Annotated in this window: 23 protein-coding genes; 6 read left to right on the forward strand and 17 right to left on the reverse strand. The window is 57.5% G+C overall.

The features are described 5' to 3' along the window. Positions 1-5 precede the first annotated feature (5 nt). The 6 genes from RYC18_RS17360 to RYC18_RS17385 form a co-directional block, all read right to left on the reverse strand. The gene (locus tag RYC18_RS17360) at positions 6-659 is read right to left on the reverse strand and encodes an HAD family hydrolase (protein ID WP_002552642.1); all 654 of its coding nucleotides are present in this window, start codon (positions 657-659) and stop codon (positions 6-8) included. Between the two features lie 110 nt (positions 660-769). Continuing rightward, complete coding sequence (locus RYC18_RS17365) at positions 770-1,759, reverse strand: ABC transporter ATP-binding protein (protein ID WP_002552643.1); 990 nt, start codon at positions 1,757-1,759, stop codon at positions 770-772. Between the two features lies 1 nt (position 1,760). Further along, the gene (locus tag RYC18_RS17370) at positions 1,761-2,558 is read right to left on the reverse strand and encodes an ABC transporter permease (protein ID WP_002552644.1); all 798 of its coding nucleotides are present in this window, start codon (positions 2,556-2,558) and stop codon (positions 1,761-1,763) included. Then, positions 2,545-3,387, reverse strand: a complete 843-nt coding sequence (locus RYC18_RS17375; protein ID WP_316886528.1) for an ABC transporter permease subunit — start codon at positions 3,385-3,387, stop codon at positions 2,545-2,547. The genes RYC18_RS17370 and RYC18_RS17375 overlap by 14 nt, the downstream gene beginning before the upstream one ends. After that, positions 3,384-4,190, reverse strand: a complete 807-nt coding sequence (locus RYC18_RS17380; RefSeq protein WP_316886529.1) for an alkaline phosphatase family protein — start codon at positions 4,188-4,190, stop codon at positions 3,384-3,386. The genes RYC18_RS17375 and RYC18_RS17380 overlap by 4 nt, the downstream gene beginning before the upstream one ends. Positions 4,191-4,268: 78 nt before the next feature. Continuing rightward, on the reverse strand, positions 4,269-5,336 hold the full coding sequence (locus RYC18_RS17385) for an ABC transporter substrate-binding protein (RefSeq protein ID WP_057405466.1): 1,068 nt from the start codon (positions 5,334-5,336) through the stop codon (positions 4,269-4,271). 354 nt (positions 5,337-5,690) lie between these two features. On the opposite strand from RYC18_RS17385, the gene RYC18_RS17390 reads away from it, so the two are divergent. Then, the gene (locus RYC18_RS17390) at positions 5,691-6,413 is read left to right on the forward strand and encodes a UTRA domain-containing protein (protein ID WP_005732905.1); all 723 of its coding nucleotides are present in this window, start codon (positions 5,691-5,693) and stop codon (positions 6,411-6,413) included. A gap of 804 nt (positions 6,414-7,217) precedes the next feature. Next, positions 7,218-9,920: a beta strand repeat-containing protein gene (locus RYC18_RS17395; RefSeq protein WP_410478377.1), complete on the forward strand. Its 2,703-nt coding sequence runs from the start codon at positions 7,218-7,220 to the stop codon at positions 9,918-9,920. Positions 9,921-10,172: 252 nt separating this feature from the next. Here the strand turns inward: RYC18_RS17395 and RYC18_RS17400 are convergent, their stop codons facing one another. The 5 genes from RYC18_RS17400 to minC form a co-directional block, all read right to left on the reverse strand. Then, positions 10,173-11,462, reverse strand: coding sequence for a M18 family aminopeptidase (locus RYC18_RS17400; RefSeq protein ID WP_002552650.1), 1,290 nt, complete (start codon positions 11,460-11,462; stop codon positions 10,173-10,175). A 702-nt stretch (positions 11,463-12,164) separates the two neighbouring features. Beyond that, positions 12,165-12,800 carry an RluA family pseudouridine synthase gene (locus RYC18_RS17405; RefSeq protein WP_316886531.1) on the reverse strand — a complete coding sequence of 212 codons (636 nt, stop codon included), beginning with the start codon at positions 12,798-12,800 and terminating at the stop codon, positions 12,165-12,167. 90 nt (positions 12,801-12,890) lie between these two features. Beyond that, positions 12,891-13,145, reverse strand: coding sequence for a cell division topological specificity factor MinE (minE, locus tag RYC18_RS17410; RefSeq protein ID WP_002552653.1), 255 nt, complete (start codon positions 13,143-13,145; stop codon positions 12,891-12,893). After that, a complete protein-coding gene (minD, locus tag RYC18_RS17415; RefSeq protein WP_002552654.1) occupies positions 13,145-13,957 on the reverse strand; it encodes a septum site-determining protein MinD in 813 nt (270 codons plus the stop codon). Before minD ends, minE begins: the two co-directional genes overlap by 1 nt. A gap of 232 nt (positions 13,958-14,189) precedes the next feature. Then, complete coding sequence (minC, locus tag RYC18_RS17420; protein ID WP_005743828.1) at positions 14,190-14,930, reverse strand: septum site-determining protein MinC; 741 nt, start codon at positions 14,928-14,930, stop codon at positions 14,190-14,192. Between the two features lie 120 nt (positions 14,931-15,050). On the opposite strand from minC, the gene RYC18_RS17425 reads away from it, so the two are divergent. Both RYC18_RS17425 and RYC18_RS17430 read left to right on the forward strand, forming a co-directional pair. Beyond that, a complete protein-coding gene (locus RYC18_RS17425) occupies positions 15,051-15,983 on the forward strand; it encodes a lipid A biosynthesis lauroyl acyltransferase (RefSeq protein ID WP_002552656.1) in 933 nt (310 codons plus the stop codon). Between the two features lie 32 nt (positions 15,984-16,015). Beyond that, positions 16,016-17,197, forward strand: coding sequence for a patatin-like phospholipase family protein (locus tag RYC18_RS17430; protein WP_316886532.1), 1,182 nt, complete (start codon positions 16,016-16,018; stop codon positions 17,195-17,197). A gap of 41 nt (positions 17,198-17,238) precedes the next feature. Here the strand turns inward: RYC18_RS17430 and RYC18_RS17435 are convergent, their stop codons facing one another. The 5 genes from RYC18_RS17435 to RYC18_RS17455 are packed head-to-tail and all read right to left on the reverse strand — an operon-like array spanning position 17,239 to position 20,810. Next, complete coding sequence (locus RYC18_RS17435) at positions 17,239-17,475, reverse strand: Rieske (2Fe-2S) protein (RefSeq protein ID WP_002552658.1); 237 nt, start codon at positions 17,473-17,475, stop codon at positions 17,239-17,241. Then, positions 17,459-18,316, reverse strand: a complete 858-nt coding sequence (locus RYC18_RS17440; protein ID WP_005782167.1) for an iron-containing redox enzyme family protein — start codon at positions 18,314-18,316, stop codon at positions 17,459-17,461. Before RYC18_RS17440 ends, RYC18_RS17435 begins: the two co-directional genes overlap by 17 nt. Then, a complete protein-coding gene (locus tag RYC18_RS17445) occupies positions 18,316-19,113 on the reverse strand; it encodes a dihydrodipicolinate synthase family protein (protein ID WP_316886533.1) in 798 nt (265 codons plus the stop codon). Before RYC18_RS17445 ends, RYC18_RS17440 begins: the two co-directional genes overlap by 1 nt. Further along, entirely contained in the window at positions 19,103-19,621 is a 519-nt protein-coding gene (locus RYC18_RS17450) for a DUF6190 family protein (RefSeq protein WP_316886534.1), read from the reverse strand. Before RYC18_RS17450 ends, RYC18_RS17445 begins: the two co-directional genes overlap by 11 nt. Continuing rightward, entirely contained in the window at positions 19,614-20,810 is a 1,197-nt protein-coding gene (locus RYC18_RS17455) for an aminotransferase class I/II-fold pyridoxal phosphate-dependent enzyme (protein ID WP_316886535.1), read from the reverse strand. The genes RYC18_RS17450 and RYC18_RS17455 overlap by 8 nt, the downstream gene beginning before the upstream one ends. A 218-nt stretch (positions 20,811-21,028) precedes the next feature. Here RYC18_RS17455 and RYC18_RS17460 point away from each other — a divergent pair, with 218 nt between their 5' ends. Next, positions 21,029-21,709: an acyl-homoserine-lactone synthase gene (locus RYC18_RS17460; RefSeq protein WP_316886536.1), complete on the forward strand. Its 681-nt coding sequence runs from the start codon at positions 21,029-21,031 to the stop codon at positions 21,707-21,709. 1 nt (position 21,710) lies between these two features. Here the strand turns inward: RYC18_RS17460 and RYC18_RS17465 are convergent, their stop codons facing one another. Then, on the reverse strand, positions 21,711-22,454 hold the full coding sequence (locus tag RYC18_RS17465) for a helix-turn-helix transcriptional regulator (RefSeq protein WP_005782179.1): 744 nt from the start codon (positions 22,452-22,454) through the stop codon (positions 21,711-21,713). Positions 22,455-22,743: 289 nt separating this feature from the next. Here RYC18_RS17465 and RYC18_RS17470 point away from each other — a divergent pair, with 289 nt between their 5' ends. Then, positions 22,744-23,847, forward strand: coding sequence for a transketolase-like TK C-terminal-containing protein (locus tag RYC18_RS17470; protein ID WP_046832647.1), 1,104 nt, complete (start codon positions 22,744-22,746; stop codon positions 23,845-23,847).

Here is a 23,847-nt window from a genome sequence, read left to right on the forward strand (position 1 = left end):
TGGACTCAGCTCCAGTCGTGCACCGGCCAGCCTGCTTTCTGCGCGTGTTCCAGTAACACGGCATCGGGGTTGACCACATTGGGGTGGTCAACCTTGAGCAGCAGCGGCAGGTCATTGCGTGAATCCGAGTAGAAGCTCGCCCCCTCAAGGTTTTCCCCTTCGGCGTCCAGCCACTCCATCAGGCGCGTGATCTTGCCTTCCCGATAGGTCAGCACGCCGACCGTGGCACCGCTGTACACGCCATGTTGCACGTCCAGTTCGATACCCAGCACTTCGTCGATCCCGAGGCGTTCTGCGATGGGTTTTACCAAGTGCACACCTGACGCCGAGATCACCAGAATCCGGTCGCCTTTGGCGCGATGCTGAGCAATACATTTGCAGGCGTCGCTGTAGATGATCGGCTCGATGACGTCCTCAACCCACGGGCCGACCAGATGATCGATTTCTTCAGGCGTACGGCCAGCCATGGGTTCAAGGCTGAACGCCATGTAGTCTTCCATTGCCAGCTCGCCTGCGCTGTAGGCGGCCATCAGTTCGTCGTTGCGCTGCATGAACGAGGTTGAGTCGACCCAGCCCAGGCGACCCATCTGCTCGCTCCAGAGCGTGGCACAGTCGCCGCCGATCAGGGTCTCGTCCAGGTCGAAAATTGCCAGGGGCATGTGCGTTTCTCCTAAAAGTCTGTTGAATCAGCTGTCAGCTTCACGCTTGGCGTCTTGATCGGCAAGCGTGTGGCGTTATCCGTGCAGAACAAAATCAGTTCAGGGCACGGTTAGTTCAGAGCACAGAGCGCCGACGGTTCGATGTTCAGTGTTACACGCCTTCCATCCGGGTGCAGGTCGTCGGCGCTGCGGTTCAGTACGTCGACCACCAGTTCCACGCCGCGGGCCTGTATCCGGTAGCGGATGACGTTGCCGAGCAGACTGTGACTGCGTACTTCGCCTTCCAGTTCGCCGGTCAGGCTCAATTGGATCGATTCAGGGCGAATCGCAATGCGGCTGGTGATCGGGCGTTGCATCAGACGTGTGGCGTCTTCGGCTTCCAGCAGGTTGTAGTTGCCGATGAAACCCGCAGCGAACACGTCAACCGGAGCGGTGTAAAGGGTTTCTGCGTCACCACTCTGCACGATCCGGCCTTCGTTCATCAGGAAGATGCGGTCGGACATGGTCAGCGCCTCCTCCTGATCGTGGGTCACGAAGATCGTGGTAAGGCCCAGCTCGCGCTGAATGGCGCGGATCTGCTCACGCAGGTTTTTGCGAATTCGCGCATCCAGTGCCGACAGCGGCTCATCAAGCAACAGCAGGCGTGGGCGAGTGACCAGCGAGCGCGCCAGAGCCACGCGCTGGCATTGCCCGCCGGATAACTGATGCGGATAACGCGTGGCAAAGTCGTGCAGCTCGACCATGCGCAGAATATCGGCAACGCGCTTTTCGCTGTCGGCCGCACTGACTTTCTGAATCCGCAGGCCAAACGCGACGTTTTGCTCGACGGTCATGTTGGGAAACAGCGCGTAGCTCTGGAACACCATGCCGATGTTGCGTTTTTGTGGTGTGAGCGGCACCAGGTCAGTGCCATCAAGCAGGATGCGCCCGCTATTGACTGGCGTAAGCCCGGCAATGCAGCGCAATAACGTGGACTTGCCACAGCCGGACGGGCCGAGCAAGGTGACAAACTCGCCTTTCGTGATACTGCAGTTGATGTCGCTGAACACTGACGTGCTGGCATAGCTTTTCTGCAGGTTTTCAATGCTGACAAAACTCATTTCAGTCTTTGTCCTTGTTCAGTCGATTGGCGGCCCAGGTCAGCACCAGCACGAAGAGGAAATAGGAAATCACCAGCGCGCTGTTGAAGTGACCGCTGCTGTTGCGCATGTTGTTCAGGTAGACCTGCAGGGTTTCATAGCGAGTGCCGACCAGCAGGTTGGCGAACACGAATTCGCCAAACAGGAACGAGAATGACAGCAGCAGCGCGATCATCAGGCCCTTGCGCAGGTTAGGCAGCACGACCATGAACGCTGCTTGCCAGGTACTGGCTCCAAGCAATTGGGCGGCGTCCATCAGGTCCGTCAGGTTGATGGCCTGCAGGTTATTGGTGATGGCGCGGTACATGAAAGGCAGGGCAACAGTGAAATAGCAGCCGATCAGAATCCACGGCGTGCCGACCATGGCCATGGGGCCTGAGCCATAGAGTTGCAGCAAGCCCACCGACGAGACCACGGGCGGCACGGCGAACGGCAGCAGGATCAGGATGTTCATCAGCCCGTCGAGGCGCGGGAAGTAGTAATGCACGACAAACAGCAGCGGCAGAATCAGCACCACCGAGAGTATCAACGCGCCGACGCATACCAGTAGTGACTGGCCGAACGCCGCCAGAAAACGCGGATCGCTCCACAGCGCCACGTACCACTTGAACGTCAGGCCACTGGGCAGAATGGTCGCCGACCAACTGGTGGAAATCGAGTACAGAAAGGTCCCGGCCAGCGGTAATAACAGGATCAGGAACAGCAGGTAAACCACGGTTTTGTGGTAAATGCCCGCAGGCCGTCGTTCAGCGCGCGACATGGTAGCTCCTCTTCAACAGCCATTGATGGACGACTGTGACCAGAGTCATTAGCCCGACCAGAATCATCGCCAGAGCGCTGGCCATGTTCGGGTCCAGGGTGATATCGCCTGCCACCATCGCGGCAATGCGGATCGGGAGCACGTTGAAATTGCCGGTGGTCAGGGCGTACACCGTGGCATACGCGCCCAGCGCGTTGGCCAGGAGAATCACGAACGTACCGAGCAGCGCAGGGGTCAGGACCGGCAGGCCGATATAGCGCCAGAATTGATAACTGCTGGCACCCAATAGCGCCGCCGACTCGTTCCAGTCCTCGCGCACCGCGTCAAATGCCGGGTAGAGCAGCAGCACGCCAAGCGGGATCTGGAAGTAGGTGTAGAGGATGATCAACCCGGTCTTGGAGTACAGGTTGAAGTCATCAATGATCCCGGTTTGCTTGAGGATCAGGGTCAATGCGCCGTTGAAACCCAGCAGAATGATGAACGCGAACGCCAATGGAACGCCGGCAAAGTTGCTGGTCATGTTGGCGAACGAATTGACGAAATCCCGCAGCCGTGAGTCTACCTTGCGCAGCGAATAGGCACCCAGCACGGCGATGATTATGCCGAACAGGCTCGACCAGAAGCTGATCTCCAGGCTGTACTGGATCGCCTGCCGATAGAACTTCGAGCTGAACGCTTTGGTGAAATTTTCCCAGCCCCAACCGGCGTCGCTTTGCAGGCTGTGGATCGCCACCCAGAGCAGCGGCGCAATCTGAAACACAATGAAGAACACGGCAAAGGGCACCAGGCACAACAGCCCCAGCCACTTGCCTCGGGAAAATCGGGTCAATTGAGAATCTCCCGGCAGACCGGTTTGTCGTGATGTACGCCGAGCAGCTCGCAGATGGTGCCGCACAGATCAATCTGGCGCGGTGCAGCGTCGACATTCAGGCTGAACGCATCACCCAGCACGAACAGCGGCACTTCGCGTTCTTCCGGCAGCAGGCCGTTGTGCGAGCGGTCGTTGTTCATGCCGTGGTCGGCGGTCACCAGCACTTGATAGCCTGCGTCCAGCCAGCGTTGCAGGTAGTCAGCCAGAATGATGTCGGCATTGCGTGCGGTGTTGCGGTATTGCGCAGTGTCGAGGCCGTGCTTGTGCCCGGCGTCGTCGATGTTCATGGGGTGAATCAGCAGAAAGTTCGGTGCATGTTTAAGGCGCAGGCTTTCCGCGTCGGCGAACAGGTGCGAGTCCGGGTAGTGATCGGCCCAGTAGAACAGCCCGTGCTGAATGGGTAGTTCCGTTGCCTCGGTATGACGATCGCGTGCCGTGTCGAACGGCGTGCGGTTATACAGCTCGCTGAACCAGTGATAGGCCGCCGCTGCAGTGGTCAGGCCGGCGTCACGAGCGTAGTGAAAGACGCTGCGCTGGTTAGACAGGCGTGAAACGTTGTTATGCACGATGCCGCTGTCGATAGGCGCGACCCCGGTCAATATGCATTCGTACAGGGGGCGGGAGAGGGCGGGTAGCTCGCATTCCAGCTTGTAGAGCGCGGCGCGGCCAGCATCATGCCAGGCTTGAAGATGGCCCATTGCGTGGCGGGCCACGTCGTAGTTGAGGCCATCGAGCACGATCAGGATGACGTTGTGTTTCATGGGCGACTCGCTTTAAAAGAACGGGCGAGTCTGGCTCGCCCGATGTACACGACTTCATCCCTGAGCCGCAGGAGAGAATCAGTTCATCTCGATGATGACCTGCTCGTTCCACTTCTGAGGCAGCGCTTTGGAGGTTTTTTCCCAGGCATCTGCGTCCTTGATCGGCTTGGCATTGAGGTATTGCTCATGCGGCAGCAACTGGGCTTTCACGTCGTCTGGCAGCTTGATGTGTTCAACGCGAATCGGACGCGCATTGCCTTTGGCCAAGTTGATCTGACCGGCATCGCTGAAGGTGTATTCACGCGCCAGTTTGGCGGCGTTCGGGTGCTTGGCGTATTTGTTGATGATGGTGGTGTAGCCGGAAACCACCGAGCCGTCCGACGGGATCAGCACCACGTAGTCATCCGGTTTGGCCATCTTGGCTTTGTAGTTGAGACCGTTGAAGTCCCAGACCACGCCGACTTCGATTTCGCCTTTTTCGATGGTTTGAATGGTCGGGTTGGCCAGTGACAGGCGTTTCTGCTTGGCCAGGTCGGTGAACAGTGCCAGGCCTGGCTCGATGTTGCTTTCGTCGCCTTTCATGGCAATGGCTGCGGCCAGTACGCCATTGGTTGCTTGCGCAGCAGTGCTCACATCGCCAATGGAAACCTTGTATTTGCCGGTTTTCAGGTCGGCCCAGCTTTTCGGTATTTCAGAGCCGTGCAACAGGTTCTTGTTGACGATAAAGGCGATGGTGCCGGTGTAGGCCAGCGCCCAATGGCCGTCCTTGTCCTTGGCCCATTCCGGAATCTGCTCCCAAGTGGTTGGCTTGTAAGGCTGGGTCACGCCTTTGGCAACGGCTATAGGACCGAACGCGGCACCCACGTCGCCGATGTCACCGCTGGCGTTGTCTTTCTCCGCATCGAATTTGGCGATCTCCTGGGCCGAACTCATGTCGGTGTCCATGTGCTTGAGGCCGTATTTGGTTTCCAGGTCTTTCCAGATGCCACCCCAGTTAGCCCAGTCATCCGGCATGCCGAGACTATTGACCGCACCTTCAGCCTTGGCCGCAGCCTCCAGCGTTTTAAGGTCTGTGTCCGCAGCCATGACCAGCGAACTCATTGCCATGGCTGAACCGAGGAGTGATGCCAACAAAAGATGTTTCATTCGGAGCTCCTAGTGCACTTCTTGCAAGAAGTGTTCGTTTCGGATTGTTTGGTCTAGATCAGCAATACCTGAGCCAAGTTAGGCTTTTTGCATGACATTTTCGTGTCGTGTTCAGTGCCAGAAGCTGTTTTTAACGTGGTTCGGCAGTGCCTGGCGCTAAGCGTAGACCATGGGATCGTGCTTGCTTTTCAACGGCTAAAGGCCTTTTTTCGGAGCAGTTGGCATGGATCGTGTTTCGTCATGTCACAGAATGGTCATGTGCCCGGCCTAGGCTTGAAGCAATGGAGTTAATGGCGTCGGTTGCACTGAGGTGTGCCCCGCAATAGAGCTGGTCTAGTCCAGACGGATACCGGAATGCGCGAAGATGTGCCACGGGCGGTAACAACGATTTGCAGTGCTCTGCAGGAGCAGATCGAACATGGCTTGTTGCCGCATGGCAGCAAGCTGCCTGCGGAACGCAAGCTTAGCGAGGTGTTTGCTACCACCCGTATCACGTTGCGTGAGGCCCTCGTGCAACTGGAGGCGCAAGGGCTTATTTACCGTGAAGAGCGTCGCGGCTGGTTCATTTCCCCGCCACGACTGGCGTATGACTTGATTCGGCGCAGCCATTTTCACGCAATGGTCTGCGCGCAGGGAAGAGTGGCTCACACTCAGCTGCTGTCGGCACGTCTGCAACCGGCTTCGGCGATGATCTGCGAAATGCTCGAACTGCCTGCGCTGTCGAGCGTGATCCAGATCTGCCGCGCCCGGCGTATCGATCAGCGGCTGGTGCTCTATGTTGAGCATTACCTGAGGCCGGAATTATTCCCCGGCATCCTCGATCACGACCTGAACGAGTCACTCACCGAGCTTTATGCCCGCTGTTATGACCTGCATTACGGACAAGTACGTTTTGATATGGTCCCCACGGCACTGCATGCCGACGCTGCAGCCGCCTTGAAGGTTTCCCTGGGCAGCCCCGGCCTGCGTATTGCAAGAATAAACTATGACCAGCGTGATCGACTGATTGATTGCGATCTTGAATACTGGCGTCATGATGCTATTCATGTGCGCGCCAATGTGCGTGGCAAGTTGTAGTTGAGTGCGGCTCTTCAAAAACTCCGGGCATGCGGCAAGTTTCAGTAAATTAATATCGGTGTATTCAGCGCTTTGTTAGTTGCGGGTGCCAGCCAGTAAGACGTGACCTTCCTCTTCATTGAAAACCTTGGCTGTGCGGGCCGCTCAGGTCGAGTGCGTGCGCGCAGACGTCCGGCTTATTTAAAAATTTAATGAGAAAATAACTTTAAGCTGCAAAGGGGTGAGCGTAACTTAAAAAGTTTTGAGGTGAAAAAGTTAAGGTTTTTTTATTCCGGTTGTCGAAAATAAATAGTAAAAATCCGTATTGATTAATATTTATTAGTTGGGTGTGATACGTTTTTAGAGCGTCATTGCGCGTGGTCGGTAAGTGGATTGCCTGGCGCAGTTTCGCGTGTGGGATGTGAAGGTTGATATCGTAGCTGGCCGTTAACGTGTGAATTGATGAGTGCGGCTACTTTCATTTAAAGGATCTATGAGGGCGCTGTAATGAATCTTGAAAAAGCGTTGGTATTACGGACATGTGCAAATAACATGGCCGATCACTGCGGTTTGGTGTGGCCTGTCTCAGGGACCGTTGAGTGCAGGCACTGGCAACCGACAAAAGCACATGAAAATGGACTGGCAGGTTTATTGTGGGGTGTTGGAACCAGCGCCTTTTTGAGTGTTCATGCCGATGCGCGATGGGTTGTCTGTGAAGTGGCCGTTGCCGACCTCATTGCGTTGTCCGAGAGCGGAATGGTGAAATTCCAGCGGGCGCAAGTCGTTCATGTCGGTGACAAAAGCAGTGCTGCACATTACCTCTTGATGCACCGGGCCAGTTACTCATCGACAAGTCCCCCTGCGGCTGTCGAGGTTCGTCCGGCCAGTGGCGAGCTTGTTGTCAGTCATGAAGTATTTGACGTGGCATCAGTGAGTGCCGCTGTCGGCGCGGAGGGCAATCTTCCCGCCGTCACCACGCAGACGCTGCAGACAGCGACCTACGGCAGCACGTTGATTGGTGACAGCCACAGCCAGCTTGTCGCGGGTTACGGCAGCACCGAAACGGCGGGAAGCCATAGTGATCTGACCGCTGGGTACGGCAGCACCGGCACGGCAGGCTCCGACAGCTCGCTGACTGCAGGTTATGGCAGTACGCAAACTTCCGGGAGTGACAGCTCGCTCAGGGCTGGTTATGGCAGTACCCAGACTGCACAGGAAGGCAGCAACCTGACCGCCGGATACGGCAGCACCGGTACCGCAGGCGCGGATAGCTCATTGATCGCCGGATATGGCAGCACCCAGACATCAGGAAGTGACAGCGCACTGACGGCAGGCTACGGCAGTACGCAGACTGCACAGGAAGGCAGCAACCTGACCGCCGGATACGGTAGCACCGGCACAGCAGGCTCTGACAGTTCTCTGATTGCCGGTTACGGCAGTACGCAAACGTCAGGAGGGGACAGCGCCCTGACGGCGGGCTACGGTAGTACGCAAACCGCACAGGAAGGCAGCAACCTGACCGCCGGATACGGCAGTACCGGTACCGCAGGTTCCGACAGCTCGTTGATTGCGGGGTATGGCAGTACGCAAACCTCGGGCAGCGGCAGTTCGCTCACTGCAGGTTACGGCAGCACCCAGACTGCCCGTGAAGGCAGCACCCTGACGGCCGGATATGGAAGTACCGGGACAGCCGGTGCCGACAGCTCGCTGATTGCCGGTTACGGCAGCACGCAAACAGCCGGCGCTGACAGTAACCTGACCGCAGGCTATGGAAGCACGGGCACCGCGGGTCATGAGAGCTTCATCATTGCGGGCTATGGAAGTACGCAGACAGCAGGCCGCAAAAGTATTCTGACCGCTGGCTACGGAAGCACTCAGACTGCCAGGGACGGTAGCGACCTGATCGCGGGCTATGGCAGTACTGGAACAGCAGGTTCGGGCAGTTCGCTGATCGCAGGGTATGGCAGCACCCAGACCGCGAGTTACAGAAGCATGCTGACCGCCGGTTATGGGAGTACTCAGACGGCCAGAGAGTACAGTGACCTGGTCGCAGGTTATGGCAGCACTTCAACGGCAGGCTCAAACAGTTCGCTTATCGCCGGATATGGAAGCACCCAAACGGCGAGCTTCAAAAGCATATTGACTGCCGGTTATGGGAGTACCCAGACGGCACAGGAACGCAGTGACCTGGTCACAGGTTACGGAAGCACGTCGACTGCGGGTTACGCAAGCTCCCTGATTGCTGGCTATGGCAGTACGCAGACGGCAGGCTACGAGAGCACGTTGACCGCCGGTTATGGCAGTACGCAAACCGCACAGGACAGCAGCTCGCTGACCACCGGCTACGGAAGTACTTCCACTGCGGGCTATGGAAGTTCGCTGATTGCGGGTTACGGCAGTACGCAGACGGCAGGTTACGAGAGCACATTGACTGCGGGTTATGGCAGTACGCAAACGGCGCAGGAACGCAGTGACCTGGTTACAGGCTACGGAAGCACTTCCACCGCAGGTTATGCAAGTTCGCTGATCGCGGGTTACGGCAGCACGCAGACGGCAGGTTACGAGAGCACGTTGACAGCCGGTTATGGCAGTACGCAAACCGCGCAGGAAAAAAGCTCGCTCACCACCGGCTACGGAAGTACCTCCACCGCCGGCTATGAGAGTTCGCTGATCGCGGGTTACGGCAGTACGCAGACGGCAGGCTATAAAAGTACGCTCACGGCAGGTTATGGCAGTACCCAGACTGCCGAGCATGGAAGTTCATTGACGGCGGGGTATGGCAGTACGGCAACGGCCGGGCAGGACAGCTCATTGATCGCCGGTTATGGCAGTTCCCTGACCAGCGGAATCCGAAGTTTTCTGACGGCAGGCTATGGCAGTACGTTGATCGCCGGACTTCGCAGTGTGTTGATTGCCGGTTATGGCAGCAGTCTCACATCGGGCATTCGCAGCACATTGACTGCGGGCTACGGCAGTAACCAGATTGCAAGTTATGGCAGCTCGTTGATTGCGGGCCATGAAAGTATTCAGGTGGCCGGACACAAAAGCATGCTTATCGCCGGCAAGGGCAGTTCGCAGACCGCAGGTTTTCGCAGCACGCTGATAGCCGGTGCAGGCAGCGTACAGCTGGCAGGTGACCGCAGCAGACTTATCGCCGGTGCAGACAGTAATCAGACGGCGGGGGACCGCAGTAAACTACTGGCCGGTAACAACAGTTACCTCACCGCTGGAGACAGAAGCAAGTTGACCGGCGGGCATGACTGCACGTTGATGGCGGGAGACCAAAGCAGACTGACCGCTGGAAAGAACAGTGTGTTGACAGCAGGCGCTCGCAGCAAACTTATTGGCAGTGAAGGTTCCACGTTATCGGCAGGAGAAGACTCCACGCTTGTTTTCAGGCTCTGGGACGGTAAGCGGTACAGACAACTGGTGGCCAGGACGGGAGAAAACGGCGTTGAAGCCGACATTCCGTATTACGTGAACGACGATGACGATATCGTCAATAAAACCGACGAGGACGATACCTGAGTCACGTAACCGGGTTATTCGTACTGAATCATCGACAGGGTACGTCGGTGCGGTTCGGGACATGATGTCCCTTTATAAACGAATCAACGGTGTACGGCACAAAGGTGCCAGGGGTAAAACCGATAAAACCTGCGTTGTTTTTTATGTGTAAGCCGCGAAACTTTATTTTTTCAATCAGGGTATTCGGCCGGGCGTCAGAACTGTTACGCGGGAGCAGCACGCCGCCCCCACGAGAATCAATCATTGCAGGCGTTATGGCAGCTCGTGGCTGGCATAGAACGCGCTCAATACCTTGACCAGATGCGCCAGATCATGACTGCCAGCCAGTTCGCGAATCGAATGCATGGCGAACGTCGGCAGGCCGATGTCTACCGTGCGGATCCCCAAATGGCTGGCGGTGATTGGCCCGATAGTCGAGCCGCAGGCCATGTCGCTGCGCACCACGAAACTCTGCACCGGTACTTCTTCAGCCATGCACAGATGGCGGAAGAAACCGGCCGTTTCACTGTTGGTGGCGTAACGCTGGTTGCTGTTGACCTTGATCACCGGCCCGGCGTTGAGCTTGGGACCATGATTGGCGTCATGTTTTTCGGCGTAGTTGGGGTGTATGCCGTGGGCGTTGTCGGCCGATATCAACAGCGATTTCTGAATGGTCCGCACGTAGTCTTCGCTGCTCGGCAGCAGGCGCTGGACGATCTGCTCAAGCATTGCGCCGTCTGCGCCACAGGTCGACGACGAACCGACTTCTTCATGATCGGTGCATACCAGTAGAGCGGTTTCGTCACTTTCGCTGTTCAGCAGCGCTTGCATCCCGGCATAACACGACAGCAGGTTGTCCAGACGTGCGCCTGCCAGGAAGTCCCCATTAAGGCCGACAACGGCGGCACTCTGTGTGTCATAGAAACTCAGCTCGTAATCGAGCACCACGTCTGCATTCAGCCCGTGTTCGCGGGCCAGTTGATCAGTCAGAAGCGCACGGAAGTCCGCGCGTTCGTCGCCAGCCACTTGCGCGAGGATTGGCGGCAGTTCGTTTTGCGCATTGATCGCCCAACCTTCATTGGCAGTGCGGTTCAAGTGAATGGCCAGATTGGGAATCACGGCAATCGGCAGCTTGAAGTCGATTAACTGACTTTCAACCTTGCCATCGCGGCGGAAGGTGACGCGACCTGCCAGCGACAGATCACGGTCAAACCACGGTGCCAGCAGCGCGCCGCCGTAGACTTCGACGCCCAGTTGCCAGAAGCCCTGGCGTTGCAGTTCCGGTTGCGGTTTGACCCGCAGGCACGGGCTGTCCGTGTGTGCGCCAACCATGCGAATCCCGCCGGTGAGTGGCGACTGACGGCCCATGCGGAAGGCGACGATAGAGGAGTCATTACGGGTGACGAAGTAACGACCTCCAGTTTCTATTGCCCAGGTATCACGTTCATCCAGCCGCTGAAAACCCGCAGCTTCGAAGTGTTGCACGAGGGTGGCGGTGGCGTGGAACGGGGTGGGAGAAGCCTTCAGAAAATCGATGAGACCGTTGTTCAACTCTGCGCGCATAAATAGCTCCAGACAGCAATGGCACGAGTTTACCCCATTGGCTCAGTCGTTGCCGCTGCCACAGAAACGCTTTTCGACCGTGAAGGAGCCTGACGAAGTTGAGCCGGAAACCGGAGCCACAAGGGCCTTGCTCACTTCGGTCCCTCAAAGTGAGTCGCCGAGGGGGGAAAAGGTAACTTGAGCCGAACGCCAATCCACCTGAAGTCGCAGAACCGCTGTGTGACGCGGAGCGTCACGAACTGCATGCCTGCGCGGAGCGCAGGCACGATAGTCTAAGCTGACGCACAGCGCCGAGAGTAAAAGCGCTTTTCAACCGCGGTGGCACTGACGACGCAGAGTGCGACGTTAGTGACGGCTGAGTCCTGGCGCTGATCCGGGGGTAGCCTGGCAGGACGCCAGGCTAGCCGCACCGGGCCATGGATGGCCCGTTGCGGCGACCCCCGGATCAGTGACAGGGCGAAGGAACCCGACGAAGTCGGGCCGGAAACAGGAGCGGGGGGCTTTGGTTACTTTGGCCCCATCAAAGTAACTCGCCAAGGGGCGAAAAGGTGACTTGAGTCGACCCTAAATCCACCTGAAGTCGCAGAACCGCTGTGTGACGCGGAGCGTCACCAACGGCATTACCACGCGGAGCGTGGGAACGATAGTCAGAGCAGCTGTATGACGCGGAGCATCTGCACGATAGCCAGCGTGTCATTCAGATCAGAAAGGCGCGGGGCACTCGAAGGTCAACCGCTCGCCGGTGCCCGGATGGGTAAAGCTCAACATGCTGGCATGCAGGCACAGGCGCGGGTACGCCGCCAGCGCTTCGGGATGGGCATACAGACCGTCGCCCAACAGCGGATGACCGATCGACAGCATGTGCACCCGCAGTTGGTGCGAGCGGCCGGTAATAGGGGTAAGTTCGACCCGGCAGTAGGTGTCGTGACGTTCGACGACTTTCCAGAATGTCAGCGCGTGTTTGCCACCCTCGTGATCCACCACATGCCGGGGCTTGGTAGGCGGGTCGTAGCGTAGCGGCAGGTCGATACTGCCGCTGTCCAGCGACGGCTGGCCCCAGCACAGTGCGATGTAGGCTTTTTCGGTTTCGCGATCATGAAACTGACGCGACAGCTCGCGGTGCGTGTCGGCATCGCGGGCCAGCAGGATGATGCCCGACGTTTCCCAGTCCAGACGATGGACGATGCGGGCTTCGGGGAAGCCGTTTTCCTGCAGGCGGGTAATCAGGCAATCCTTGTTGTCATCGGCGCGGCCGGGGACGGAAAGCAGCAGGGTAGGCTTATCGATTACCAGAACGGCTGCGTCCTGATAAATGATGCGGATGTTCGACAACGGCATGCAACGGCCTCGAAACGCTAGAAACGCCAACGGCGGTAAGGGCGCAGCTTCCTGAGAAGTGCGCCGATACCGCCGCAAGCGACTGCCTGATCAGCGATCTGGCAGGGTGATATTGAGTTCCAGAATCGAGCAGCTGCCTTGGCTTTCCAACGCAACCTGAACTTGATCGGACTCGATATTGACGTATTTACGGATCACTTCCACCAGCTCTTTCTGCAGTGCAGGAAGGTAGTCCGGAGTACTGCGCTGGCCGCGTTCGTGCGCAACGATGATCTGCAGACGCTCTTTCGCTACCGAGGCCGTGCTTTCTTTTTTGCGGTCACGAAAGAAGTCAAAAATATTCATTAATTACCCCCGAACAGACGTTCAAAGAATCCTTTCTTCTGCACATCCAGGAAGCGATGTTCCCGGTCTTTGCCCAGCAGGCGGTCAACGGCATCGCTGTAGGCCTGGCCAGCATCGCTCTGGTCATCGAGGATGACCGGCACGCCCTGGTTGGAGGCTTTCAGGACAGCCTGGGATTCGGGGATCACGCCGAGCAGGGTAACAGCAAGGATTTCCTTGACGTCTTCCACACCGAGCATTTCGCCCTTGCTGACACGCTCAGGGTTGTAGCGAGTCAGCAGCAGGTGTTCCTTGATCGGGTCTTCGCCGCGTTCGGCACGACGTGATTTGCTGGCCAGCAGGCCCAGCATACGGTCGGAGTCACGCACAGAGGATACTTCGGGGTTGGTCACGACGATCGCTTCATCGGCGAAATACATGGCCAGGTGAGCACCGGTCTCGATACCTGCCGGCGAATCGCAGACGATGTATTCGAACGATTCCTTCAGCTCCATGAGGACTTTTTCAACGCCCTCCTTGGTCAGTGCTTCCTTGTCACGGGTCTGGCTGGCAGCCAGCACGTACAGGCCTTCGATCTTCTTGTCCTTGATCAGCGCCTGTTGCAGGTTGGCTTCGCCATTGACCACGTTGACGAAGTCATACACGACCCGACGCTCGCAACCCATGATCAGGTCGAGGTTACGCAGGCCGACGTCGAAGTCGACGATGACTGTCTTGTGACCACGCAATGCGAGACCGGTACCGATAGCGGCGCTGGTGGTGGTCTTGCCCACACCACCCTTGCCGGATGTAACAACGAGAATCTTGGCCAAGGTGTATCACCCCTAGAGGAAAAGGACATTAAGTCCCTGAAGAGCATCTCCTGGCGCCGCGCCCGTCGAAGCATTGGTGTCAATTCTGGGGTCTGATTCCGGAAAGGTAGCGTTAAGCTATTACTTTCAACTCATATACCCGCTGAAAAGCAGTGCTTGTCAGAACTTCCTGCCGCCTTCACGACGGTTTTGCGACGAATCAGAGATACTTTGAAAATTGCGGCAGTATCCGTTAAAGACGAATGATGTTCAACACATCACCTGACAGGCTGACCTGGACCGGCGAGCCCCATAGAGGGTCCCTGCGCAAGTCCTCGGAAACCTTGTATTGCCCGGCAATCGAAATCAGCTCTGCACTCAACTGCTGACAGAAGATTCGTGCTTTCGTGTCGCCTTTTATTCCCGCCAGTGCCCTGCCGCGCATTGGGCCGTACACATGGATGTTTCCATCGGCCAGAAGTTCCGCACCGGGACTGACCGGCGCAACCACAACCAGATCGCCGCCCTGGGCATAAATCTGCTGACCGCCGCGCACCGGAGCGGTTATCACGCGGGTCGGCTTGATGAGCGGTTCGGGTGGTTTTTCCGGGATCTTTTTCGGCGCTTCGACTTCAACCGGGTCGATTACGCGCTCACGTGCGCCGGACGGCGGCAGCACCGGAAGATCAACGGCAATGGCTGCAGCGATGTCTTCGATGCGGTTGGCACGGATCGCCAGGGTGCGCAGACCGTGCTGGCGACAGATACGCACCAGCCCGGGGAGATCCACCGGGCCTTCGTTCGGCGCGAGTTTGTCCAGAGCCAGGATCAACGGCGTATTGCTGAAGAAGTTGGGGGCTTGTGCCACTTTCGCCGCCAGTTGCCTGTCGAGCGCTTCAAGGTTGGTCCGGGCCAGCTCCATCACAGTGATGGCGAGCATGCTGCCCTTGAGCTGAAATACAGGTTCCGGGTTTTGCGATTCAATCTGGCTCATGGTTGATATACACAACAGCTTGTCGCTAAAAGTGCCGAGACTTATAGCGAGAACGCCCGCGAGCCGCAAGCAGGTAGAACCGTTGTAGAATGCGCGGCCTTTGTTCTGACGGAAGCCCAAATGGATCGCCCACGCTTTAAAGCCAGTTTCCTTCACCCCCGTTTCTGGCCTTTGTGGCTGGGGTTGGGGCTTTTATGGCTGGTTGTCCAGTTGCCGTTTCGCGCCCTGCTGGCCATCGGTCGGGCATTGGGTGCGGTCATGTACCGAGTGGCCACTGATCGAAAAAATATCGCGTCACGCAATCTTGAGCTGTGTTTTCCTCATTTGTCCGCCGCCGAGCGCAAGCGTCTGCTCAAGGAAAACTTCGCCTCCACCGGGATCGCCTTCTTCGAGATGGCCATGAGCTGGTGGTGGTCGAAAAAACGTCTGGCCAGACTTGCTCATATCGAAGGGCTCGAGCACCTGCAGAATGCTCAGGAGAAAGGCGAGGGCGTGATTCTGATGGCGCTGCACTTCACCACGCTGGAGATCGGTGCGGCACTGCTGGGCCAGCAACACACCATCGACGGCATGTACCGCGAACACAAGAGCCCACTGTTCGATTTCGTCCAGCGTCGCGGACGCGAGCGGCACAACCTTGATTCGCTGGCTGTCGAGCGCGATGACGTGCGCGGCATGCTCAAGTTGCTGCGTGCCGGCCGGGCCATCTGGTATGCACCGGATCAGGACTATGGCGCTAAACAGAGCATCTTTGTGCCGCTGTTCGGCATTCAGGCCGCGACCGTGACCGCTACCAGCAAATTTGCGCGTCTGGGCCGTGCTCAAGTGGTGCCGTTCACTCAGCAGCGTCTGGCTGACGGTAGCGGTTACAGGCTGGTGATTCACCCACCGCTGCAGGATTTTCCGGGTGAAAGCGACGAAGCCGATTGCTTGCGTATCAATCAATGGGTAGAAAGTGCTATCACTGAATGCCCGGAACAGTATCTTTGGGCGCATCGGCGCTTCAAGAGTCGACCGGCTGGCGAACCGAAGCTATATAACAAACGTAGATAAAAAGCGTCGTTGACCATCGAGGCCAGTTGTAGATGCCAGATACCGCAGTAGTGACCCAGGCTGTAACCGAAGTCGAGCCCGTGACCGGGCTTATTTTGTCAGGTGGCGGTGCGCGTGCTGCGTATCAGGTTGGCGTACTTGCAGGCATTGCCGACTTGCTGCCGCCCGGTTCTCCCAATCCCTTTCCGGTCATTGTCGGTACGTCAGCCGGGGCAATCAACGCGGTGAAACTGGCCAGCGGCGCGCTGCACTTTCGCATTGCCATTCACCAGTTGACCGAATTCTGGCAGTCGTTCCGCAGCCATCAGGTGCTGCGCAGCGATTGGTCTGGTGTGATTCATCAGGCCAGCCGTTTTTTTGGCCGCAGCCTGATGGGCTTCGGGCGAAATATCCCGGTTGCCTTACTCAACAGCTCGCCTCTGCGTGAACTGCTCAATGAGCGGCTGGACCTGTCCGGGATCGAGGCCGCCATTGATGCCCATCACCTGCGCGCCGTGGCGGTAACAGCTTTTGGCTATGAATCAGGGCAGGCAGTCACGTTCTATCAGGGCCGCGGCACCATCGAGCCCTGGCTGCGTCATCGACGTATCGGCCGTCCGACTCAACTGACCGTGGATCACCTGCTTGCCAGTTCAGCCATTCCCTTGCTGTTCGCCCCCGTAATGCTGGATCAGGAATACTTTGGTGACGGTGCCGTGCGTCAGTCGGCACCGATCAGTCCGGCGCTGCACCTGGGTGCCAATCGTGTTCTGGTCGTAGGCGTGAGTGGCAATCCGCGCGGGCTGAAAACCGAAAGGCCGGCACCGCGTGCGCCAATCGGCATACAGCCAAGTCTGGCGCAGATCAGCGGCCACATGCTCAACAGCACCTTCATCGATAATCTGGAAAGCGATATCGAGTTGCTGGAGCGCTTGAACATGGCCAGCGCGTTGCTGCCTTGCGATCAGATCAAGCAGCCGGGTATGGAGCCGGTGGAAGTGCTGGTGATTTCCCCAAGCCGCCCGCTGGACGAAATCGCTGCCCGGCACCGCCGTGAACTTCCGCCTGCATTGCGCACGTTCCTGCGCGGGCCGGGCGCGACCAAAAGCAGTGGCGCCAGTGTCCTGAGCTATCTGTTGTTCGAATCGGGTTATTGCAGCGAACTGATCGAATTGGGCCGACACGATGCGATTGCCCAAGGTGCGGAATTGAAAAGGTTCCTGCGCCTCACATGACGCCTCCACGGCAGGAGCGAATCCTGCCGTGGGACGCGCTTCTACCTCAGTCGCCGAACCTGCAGGTTGCCACAAGGCGGGCCGCTCAATTGCTCTCCGGTTTCGAGGCTGAACACCGAGAAGTGCAGGGGACAGGTAATGGATCGGCGTTTCTCGTTGACCACTCCATGCTCCAGCCACCCCTCACGATGCGGGCAACTACTCGGTACCAGGTATTGCTCCTGGCCGATATGCACGGTGAACGTGTCGGGACGACGAAACTCAGCAGGCTCGTTCAAGGTTGGCCTCCTTGTTGAAGTGCTTGAGTCGGCGAGCTTTCTCTACGGCCAGGTCGAATGCCAGATTGGTGATCTCGCGCCCCATGCAGATGCCTCGCCAGGCTTTCACCGGGTCCAGATCACCGCTGACGTCCATGGCCTTGAGCAGGCGCTGCCCCTCGATGGCATGGAAAACGTCGATATGAACGTGTTCGGAGTAGTAGGTATGAGCCTGGATCTGCAATCGCTCGCAGAGCTGGGTGTAACACTCGAAAAAGAACGGCACCACGGTCTCGAAGTAGGTAATGACCCCGGCAAACCATGATGGATCATCCGCGCGCATGGCCAGCCAGCAGAACATGTTGGGAAAGGTGAAACCGGCACTGGAGTTGGCCTCCACGTAGAATTGCAGGTCCAGCGGCATGTCCAGTTCGCGCAGCAGGTCCTGATACAGCGTGGTATGCGAGCGCTTGAGGTTTCCCGAGCCAAACTCGTCGATCATCATGCGCAGCATGGGCATTTGCGCGGGCAGGCTGAGCCTGGGCATCAGATGATAGAAAACCTGCGCTTCGGTCAGACCATCCAGCGCAAACTCCTGAACCAGAATCCGAAACTCATCGAGCGTCATGTCGCTGCCGACATAGTGCGCGCTGGGCGGTACTTCGCTGCTCTCCAGTTCGACCAGTTCGGCCAGCATCCTGCGCAGACCAGCAAGATCACCAGGAACATCCGCGGTCATGCTGCGTTCGATGGCGTCGTCGATCCAGCGCTGCTCAAATGTCAGAAGCTCCTGTGGGATAGGCACGAGCTTTTCGATAAGCGCACGATTGGCCAGAAACAGTTGCTTTTGCATGTTTTCCATTAAGCAGCCTCCTCGGTCATAACCCGGTCGCTGTCGATCACGCCACGCGCTTTAAGCTCGCGCTTGACCTGGGCGTACCAGTCGGACGCACTCAGCAGATACCGTTCATTGAGCGTCGCGATTTCCTGACTGAGCGCTGGCTGTTGGCGGTCAGCCGCTTGCCGACAGAGCCGCGGTTCCAGGTTGGCGAGGGACACCACATTGCCGTCGGACTCCAGTTCGCCAGCCAGCTGCATTTCCCAGCCGATAAAGTAGTCGACGCCCTGTTGCCGAATGGCATCCACCTGATCCTGCGAGCGGGACATGGACGGCGAGTCCTTGAGACCAATCACTCTGGGTAACTGCGCGATGGCCTCGAGGGTGGCGAAGGTCTTTTCGTTGCCTGACAGGGCGGCCTCGTTGTACATGAAGATATCCAGATGCGTCGCGTCATGAATGGTCTGGTAATGGTCGATGATCACCTGCTGACTGATACCGGGTGTAAACGGCGAGGTGAACATCACCGCTTGCGCGCCGGCATCCTGAGCCATCAGGGCAAAGTCCAGTACCTCCTGCGTCGAACCGCGCTCAATCCCGGCGATGACCAGCTTGTCGCCTGCGTAGCGTAGGGTCAGCTCCAGCATCTGTAGCCATTGCTGACGCGACAGCCGCCAGCCTTCTCCGGAGGTCAGGCATGGAATGTAGCCGTCGACGTTGGCTGCGAGGCTGCTCAAAAGACGTTCAAGACTGGTTTCGCAGACCTGCGCCTGTTCGTTCAGAGGCGTTACCAGCGGCACCAGAATGGTTTTACCAGACATGTTCAAAGTCCTCGTTGCGGATCACCATGGCACTCGACTGGTCATAGAGACGTTGCAACATCTCCGGGAACGCAGGCTGTCTGACGGGGCTTTCGAACGGCTGCAGGAAAGGCTGCAGGACTTGCAGGCGCAGCAGCTCTGGATCATGGGTATAAAACGGGATTTCCTGCTCCAGTACCTGCGCCGCCAGCAGTTTCTTTTCGACGGGCAGGCCTTTGAGCAGTGTGTCCGTCGCGGCGCGCTGGAGTATGTGTTCGCTACAACCCTGGCGCTGGATGGCCATGTCAGTGTGCAGTACATCCATGAACGGGTAGTACACGTCCTGCAAGGCGCGGCTTTTCTTCCAGATGATGGCGTCGCAAATGCCTATCTGGGCGAAATTCATCTGCACGCTGCTTTCATAGAACCGGGAAAACAAACCCAGGGATTTTTCACGCACGCCGGGATCGGCGTGGTGCATGCCCATGAACACTGTTGCGTCGATCATTGGCAGGTCGAAGTCAGACATGGAAGTTCTCCAGGGCCTTTGCGATGACCTGAACGGCGGCCGCAAATTCTTCCGGTTTGCGTGCCAGCGCCAGACGTATGTAACGCTGGCCTTTTTCGGGCTGGCTCCAGTAGAAATATTTGCCCGGCAGTACGTACACGTCCCATTGCAACAGATAAGCCTGCAACTCATCGGCGTTAATGCCAGTGGGCAGAATCTCGAACCACGCCACGCTGGTGTCGATCATCGGCTCCACATACTGCAAAACCCGGCCTTCAAGACCCGCGCGGGCCATGCGGCGGTTGACGTCCAGCACCGAACGCACTGAGTTGAAGTCATCGTCCTTGCTGTCCTCGATGTAGCGGGTAACCACATTGAGGATGAATGGCGAGACGTTCAAAAGGACGCTGGTGACGATGCTATAGATATCGGCGTTGATGTCCTGGCTGGCCATGAGGGTGGCGCATTTGGTGTCTTGCAGCGGCCAGGTCTTGCCAGTGTCTTCCATGACCAGGTATTGCGTGCCGATATCGTCGAGAATCGCGTAGGCGTCCACGCGTTCCCGACCGGCCGCCTTGAAGAACGAGGCGAAACAGAAATCGAGTATCAGCAGTTTGTTGTAATCGCGGCAGTATCTGGCCACTTCGACGAACGTATCCGGTCCGTCGGCAAACAGGCTGGAACCGGTCGGGTTATTGGGGTCGACCAGAAAGATCGCATCCAGCCCGATGGCCGCTTTCTGCAAGTTTGCGTACACCTCGGTCGATGAGGTGAACAGGCTTTCATCGAGTGCCGACATAGGCACTTCCATGTGTTTCAAGAGATCGTGCAGGTTGTCGAAGCAAGGCTCGATCAACCCGACACTCATGTTCTGTTTGCGCAGGTAGGTCGCGGTGATGTGCATGGCGATGGACGCTGCGTAGACGAGATAGATTTCGTCGTGGCGTTTCAGCGCATGGTGCTGACCATGGAAGGTGAAAAAGGCATGAATGAAGGCCTGCTCACTCTGGTATTGGGTCTGGTTTTGCGCCTGGTACCACAGCTCGGGCAGGCTGGCGACGATAAGGCGCTGGGTATTGCTCTGGTCCTGATGAGTATGCGCATCGGCCAGGTTGAAACGGGTTTTCAGGGCAGAGATTTCGTGTTGGGTAATATCGTCCAGAACTGGAACCGCGTTCAAGGTGTCGATACCGGCATATAGACTGTTCATATCATTATCCCTATGGAGTCATTATTGTTTGGGGGGCAGCCGTCCTGGATATCCAGAGCGCCGAAGCAGATTTCCTTATTTTTGGCTGAAATAACACTGTACCTAAGTGCAAATAACAGAAGGTTATATTTCAAGGTGTTGACCTGTTCTTAGGTACAGTAGATTTACCCTTTGAAATACGCGATGCTTGACACTGGTTGTGCGGAGTGGAGTTTATAATGTCGAGCGGGTTTGAGTTTCAGTTAGCCAGTTACACTACGATGCCCGTTACGTTGCTGGAAACACTGTATTCCATGCGCAAGAAGATTTTTTCAGATCGTCTTGAATGGAAAGTTCGTGTGAGTCACGCATTTGAATTTGATGAATACGACAATGCCGCTACCACTTACCTTGTCGGAAGCTGGAAGGGGGTTCCGCTGGCCGGGCTAAGGCTGATCAACACCTGTGATCCCTACATGCTGGAAGGCCCATTCCGCAGTTTTTTTGACTGCGCTGCGCCCAAAAATGCCGCCATGGCGGAGTCGAGCAGGTTCTTTGTCGACACGGCTCGGGCACGCTCGTTGGGTATTCTGCACGCACCACTGACCGAAATGCTGCTGTTCTCCATGCACAACCATGCTGCGTTGTCCGGTTTGCAATCGATCATCACGGTGGTCAGCAAGGCAATGGCGCGGATCGTGCGCAAGTCCGGATGGGAGCACCATGTGCTGTCGACCGGTGAAGCATCGCCAGGCGAGACAGTGCTGCTGCTGGAGATGCCGGTGACGGCCGACAACCATCAGCGGCTGCTCGGGAATATTGCCCTCAGACAGCCTGTCACGGATGACCTGCTGCGTTGGCCGATAGCGCTTGGCGTATCAGGCTCCGCACCGCAAGCCTGCATGCACAGCGCTGCCTGAATCAGACCATGCCCATGTTGATGGCTTTGTAGACCGCCTGCTTGGCAGTGCGCACTTTGAGCTTGCTGGAGACATTGGACATGTGAAACTTCACAGTGCGTTCCGAGATGGAAAATATTTCAGCGATTTCGCTGTACGACTTGCCCATCGCCACCCATTTCAACACACCTGTTTCGCGGGTGGACAACTTGCACTGGGCGGGCTGCGGAAAGAGTTCATGGGGCGCTCGGGTCTTGATCAAACGGTCATGGAAGCGGATGAGGCTCATCTGGATATCGGCGGCTTTTTCGCGGATTCGCTGATCGAAATCGTTCTGCTGCCGGGCATTGCAAAGACTCAGTGCGGCAAAAAGCCCACTGGCATCGTGCAGGGTGAAAGTGGCCCCCGAGGACAGCTGATATTTGGCTGACCGCTTCAGGAAATCGTCGGTTTCGACGCCCTGAACAGCATTGCGGGCCTCTCTCCAGAAAAATGGCGTAATGCTATGCCAGGCATGTTTGATGATGGGATCAATGAGGTGATAGTTTGAGGCTACATAAGATTTCAGCCAGGAGTCTGGGTAATTGGACAAAATGACGGGTTTGACATTGCGCGTCTTGGGCGTGGAAAAGTAGGCGTAGGTAAAATCGCCAATGTGGTGCAGATCGTTTTCAAAGTCTTCGATCAGTTGACGGAGAGGGGCAGGGGCCCCGTTTATCTTCAACGGTGGGCAGTCAAGTTGGGCTTTCACGGTACGAACCTCCATGTAATACCTTGTTTATTGTTTTGTTCTCGGCCTGGCTGTACTCATTATCCGCATGTGTAATTTAAGTAGTACATGAAAACATGGACTACCTGTGTCTTTTGATTTTGAACACCGGTCAAGGCTGTAAAAAAGTGCGCTCGTCGAAGCATTTGCATACGAGCGCACGCGTGTTTGGGCGTTGGGCCCTGCACTGCGATCACGCACACCGGATGGGATTTTGTTGCGATTGCAATCATATTCTTCGTTCCATTAAGGTGCAAGGACGCTTGTCCGACAGCAAGGAGTAGTGATGAACAGCGCAAATGGCCACCAGTTGGCGCCGCAAACCCGGGTTGCAGCGCTGGCTTGCATGGAAAAGATTCAAGCGGCTGCGGGGCTTGCGCTGCGCGGGTGCTGTTCACCCCTGTTTGCGATGGCCGACATCGTCGAGCGTCTGACCCGAGACCCGTCTACCTCGCGGCGTATATCCGTGGTGCGAGCCAGCAAGCACATGGCCTGCGAACAGGAGGGCGTGCTCGCCAGCGCCTGGCCTTTGCGATTTGCTGCACAGGCCGGCAAGGTCGAATTGCCTCTGATCTACATGATCAGCAGCGAAACCTCGGCCGAACTGAGCGCGCTGGCATCGGAGTCATCCCAACGTGGAATTTTCTGCAACGACATCGAGACGCTGCCATCTCGCTGGCCCAAGGGCGCTCATCCGTGGCTGCCGTTGTGGCTCCTTTCAAACCGCAAGTGTCAGCCTTACGACCCTGCGGATGCCGCGGAGGCGCGGGCGATCACGCTGCACGCCTTGCACAGCCTGTATGTTGAGGGCCGGGCCGGTTTCTATTACATGGCGTTGCATGACGAATCCAATGATCAGGTCAGTGCGTTGAGCGAGACGCAGGCTGCGGCGGCTGTGCAAGGTATGTATCGGGTTGGCGATGCCGTTTCCGGCAATGACGGCCGTCGTGTGCGCCTGCTGGGCGCGGGCCTGGCCCTGCGTTCGGTGCGTCAGGCGGCCAGCCTGCTCAAGGAGCACTGGAATGTCGATTGCGAAATCTGGAGCTGCCCCAGCTATACCCGACTGGCGCGCGATGCCGGCTCGGGCCGACGCTGGAATCGCTTCCATCCCTTGAAGACCCCTCGGTCCTGGCACTTGCGTGATTGCCTCGGCGAAGGGCACGACGCCGTGGTGGCGGTCACCGGTTATCCGCAGGCCGTGGCCGAGCAACTGCGTGAACATGTCCCCGGACGGTTTGTTGCCTTGGGAGCCGATTCCGCTGCGCCGCAAGGTAAGCCTGCAATCAGCCCCGAGTGGATTGTCGTTCAGGCCCTGACCGCGCTTGCGGAGGGCGGGCAACTGAGCTACGAGCCGCTGAAACTCGCCCTGCAACGCTATCGGCTGGTCTGA

Source organism: Pseudomonas syringae group sp. 247E2 (assembly GCF_032587795.1).
Taxonomy (GTDB): Bacteria; Pseudomonadota; Gammaproteobacteria; order Pseudomonadales; family Pseudomonadaceae; genus Aquipseudomonas; species Aquipseudomonas amygdali.